Source organism: Terrisporobacter mayombei (assembly GCF_020748465.1).
Lineage (GTDB): Bacteria > Bacillota > Clostridia > Peptostreptococcales > Peptostreptococcaceae > Terrisporobacter > Terrisporobacter mayombei.
The window spans coordinates 1-432 of the sequence record NZ_JAHZMP010000299.1 but is presented as its reverse complement, the minus strand read 5'-3'; the positions used below and the strand labels follow the sequence as shown (position 1 = coordinate 432).

At 47.9% G+C, this 432-nt stretch carries 1 protein-coding gene; it reads right to left on the bottom strand.

The genetic code is table 11. The features are described 5' to 3' along the window. Positions 1-432: RadC family protein (gene radC / locus K0039_RS25570; protein WP_228106932.1), on the bottom strand; the 432-nt coding region annotated here is incomplete at both ends.

The following is a 432-nucleotide window of genomic DNA, read 5'->3' as shown; positions in this document are numbered from 1 at the left end:
ACAACTCTTTATTATCCGTTCAGTAATGAGTTTATCCGCTTTACTGGGTTCAGCACAACCCGAAGGGTGATTATGTGCAAGGATCAGCGCCGAGGCGTTTATTTTTATCGCTTCGCGGATAATTTCCCGAGGATGGACTTCAACATGGTTTAGCGTGCCGGAAAAAAGACGGCTATGCGTTATAACCCGGTGTTGTGAGTCGAGAAAGATCACCATAAAGATCTCCCGCTCCTCACCCGTGAGCTGGCTTTGTAAAAATTCCCGCGTCATCTCCGGGCTGAGTAAAGGGCTTTCTTCACGCATCCGCACGTTGTAGTAACGCCGCGCCAGTTCAGCAATCCCCTTTAACTGGGCAAATTTCGCCACGCCAATTCCATGAACGCCACTAAATTGTTCATATTCAGAGGTTAACAAGCCATAAAGAGAGCCGAA